Origin of the sequence: Bacillus sp. ES1-5 (genome assembly GCF_022487605.1) — a bacterium.
GTDB lineage: Bacteria > Bacillota > Bacilli > Bacillales > Bacillaceae_G > Bacillus_A > Bacillus_A wiedmannii.
Window position 1 is genome coordinate 1 of the sequence record NZ_JAKVPU010000025.1, and the last position, 3005, is coordinate 3005.

Genomic DNA, 3005 nt, shown 5'->3' on the forward strand with positions numbered 1-3005 from the left:
AAAAATTTAGGGTGAGTACAATTAAATCTTATGCAATTGTAAGTAATTTTTGCAATTCATTGTACGTTGAAAAACCGCGGTTTGGTCGCAAACTGCGGTTTTGTTTATAGATAGCATGAATGGTTTCGATTCCTTTCAATGTACGTGAAGCATGGCGAAGACTTTGAAATCCTGCGGATTTGGAAAAACGTCGCTTGATATGTCTATGATCCTGTTCGATGAGATTATTCAAGTGCTTGATTGTACAATGGGTGGCATGCTTATAAAAGCCTTGTTCTCTTAATTTATTGAACGCGCAAAGTAACGCGGGAGCCTTGTCTGTTGTGAGAACCGTTGGTTCTCCAAATGTTTTTACTAGTCTTTTCATAAAGGCATATGCCGCTTGATGATCTCGTTTTTTGCGAAGTTGAATATCCAATGTGTGTCCATCATTATCGATTGCTCGATAGAGATAACACCATTCGCCTTTCACTTTGATATAGGTTTCATCCAGGTGCCAAGATAGCTGTACAGATTTGTTTTTCTTTTTCCAAATCTGACAAATGAGATTTCCATATTCATGAACCCAACGCATGATGGTTGTTGGGTGAATCGAAACTCCACGTTCTTTCAGAATTTCAGAGACATCGCGATAGCTTAAAGAAAAACGACAGTAGTAGCCGACGGCTACCAAAATAATGTCTTTCTTGAACTGTTTTCCTTTAAAATATCGCATGTGTAATTCTCCTCGCCTCATTTTTCTAGATTGTAACTAGGTTTAAGAAACTTTGCAACAGAACCCAGTTAACTCTCTTCGGCTTAAATTGTGCAATTGTATAGTTAGATACTAAACCTTGGTTCTTCATGATCCGTCCAATACGGCGACGTGAAATCACATATCCTAACTTTTGTAGTTCCACTTTTATCTTTCGTGTTCCGTAGTTCTGACGGCTCTCTCGGAAGATTTCTTTCACAAGTGGTGACAATTCATCTACTGTATCTTGTGCCTGTTTGGCTTCATAATAATACGTTGCCCTTGATAATTGTAGGACATTGCACATTGCTGATATCGAGTATTTATGTAGGTTATTCTTCACTACTTTTACTTTCGTCCTAGTATCAGCGCCGCTTGCTTTAAAATATCATTTTCCATAAGAAGTTGTTTGTTTTGTTTTCTTAACGCTTCCAACTCTAATTGTTCAGCGGTCTTATTATCTTTCTCTTTAAACGAGCCAGACGTATGATTTTGATTGATCCACCGATCCAATGATGATGGTGTTAATCCGTATTCTTTAATGATGTCTTTCCTTGGTTTCCCATTTTGATACAGTTGAACCATTTGGTGCTTAAATTCCGCTGTAAAGGTTCTTCTTTCTCTTTTATTTTTCGTCATAGTAGATTCTCCTCAAATATATTAGTTGTAGTCTACTTGACCTTAATTTTTTTGTCTAGTTCAGTGTAGCCTATACAGATAATATTTTTGTTTTCATGGGGGAACAACACATAATAAAATTGCATTTTTATCACCCCTTATTATCCCTTAACAACAAACAAGACGCCACCAAGATCACGGCAGCGCCTACGATAATTGCTATTGGTTTAAATAAAAGAAGCCCCTTTTGATGGTCCCCTTAAATGTAATTTCTGATATAAGCCCTTATATTCATAAATTCCAGAAATAGTTTTACTTATCTTTCTCCATATATTTTTTAATCTTTCGTTCTTCCCACTCTTTTCCGAATATCCCTAATGGAAAAGTTGTCAAACCGTGTATAACAATACCTATTCCCCAACCTCCAAGTGGATATAAAAACCATAATTCACTTGAGTCAGAGGTTACATTTATTAAAAAAAGCATAAGATTGACTAGTATATAGACCGTTAAATGAATGTAAAACGCTTTTAAATTCCCCACCCTTTTTTTAGCTCGTAAATAAATCTCATCTCGCTCCATCTTTAAACACCTCTTTCATTACTTATTTTACCATATTAATTATTTGTTTCGTGTAATTTGTTCCGAATATGTATAATTACATAAAGTTTATGAAAAAAAAGAGAGTATACTTTGATAGTGTGCAATAAAGCGATAACCTACCTAAGGAAATAGGTGGGTTATCGTTTTATTGGTGGGCTTGTAGGGGTTGCCATACATGCCCATCAACTTAAGAAGGAAAATAAAATGAACTTTCGTTCATATGAACGAAAAAAATTTAAAATATTTTATGTCCTTAAAAATGAGGGTTCTGTTGCAAAGTTTCTTAACAGATAAAAAATTTAGGGTGAGTACAATTAAATCTTATGCAATTGTAAGTAATTTTTGCAATTCATTGTACGTTGAAAAACCGCGGTTTGGTCGCAAACTGCGGTTTTGTTTATAGATAGCATGAATGGTTTCGATTCCTTTCAATGTACGTGAAGCATGGCGAAGACTTTGAAATCCTGCGGATTTGGAAAAACGTCGCTTGATATGTCTATGATCCTGTTCGATGAGATTATTCAAGTGCTTGATTGTACAATGGGTGGCATGCTTATAAAAGCCTTGTTCTCTTAATTTATTGAACGCGCAAAGTAACGCGGGAGCCTTGTCTGTTGTGAGAACCGTTGGTTCTCCAAATGTTTTTACTAGTCTTTTCATAAAGGCATATGCCGCTTGATGATCTCGTTTTTTGCGAAGTTGAATATCCAATGTGTGTCCATCATTATCGATTGCTCGATAGAGATAACACCATTCGCCTTTCACTTTGATATAGGTTTCATCCAGGTGCCAAGATAGCTGTACAGATTTGTTTTTCTTTTTCCAAATCTGACAAATGAGATTTCCATATTCATGAACCCAACGCATGATGGTTGTTGGGTGAATCGAAACTCCACGTTCTTTCAGAATTTCAGAGACATCGCGATAGCTTAAAGAAAAACGACAGTAGTAGCCGACGGCTACCAAAATAATGTCTTTCTTGAACTGTTTTCCTTTAAAATATCGCATGTGTAATTCTCCTCGCCTCTTTTTTCTAGATTGTAACTAGGTT

Annotated in this window: 3 protein-coding genes and 1 pseudogene; all 4 read right to left on the bottom strand. The window is 36.0% G+C overall.

Annotated features, from left to right (window positions below):
- Positions 1-28 precede the first annotated feature (28 nt).
- Positions 29-715 (bottom strand): IS6 family transposase, encoded by a 687-nt coding sequence (locus tag MKO96_RS29020; RefSeq protein WP_240589332.1) that lies wholly within the window; start codon positions 713-715, stop codon positions 29-31.
- Positions 716-794: 79 nt separating this feature from the next.
- A pseudogene (locus MKO96_RS29025) lies at positions 795-1372 on the bottom strand (IS3 family transposase); the annotation flags it as partial.
- Positions 1373-1663: 291 nt separating this feature from the next.
- Positions 1664-1933, bottom strand: a complete 270-nt coding sequence (locus tag MKO96_RS29030; protein ID WP_128975390.1) for a 2TM domain-containing protein — start codon at positions 1931-1933, stop codon at positions 1664-1666.
- A 342-nt stretch (positions 1934-2275) separates the two neighbouring features.
- The gene (locus MKO96_RS29035; RefSeq protein WP_240589332.1) at positions 2276-2962 is read right to left on the bottom strand and encodes an IS6 family transposase; all 687 of its coding nucleotides are present in this window, start codon (positions 2960-2962) and stop codon (positions 2276-2278) included.
- Between the last annotated feature and the right edge of the window lie 43 nt (positions 2963-3005).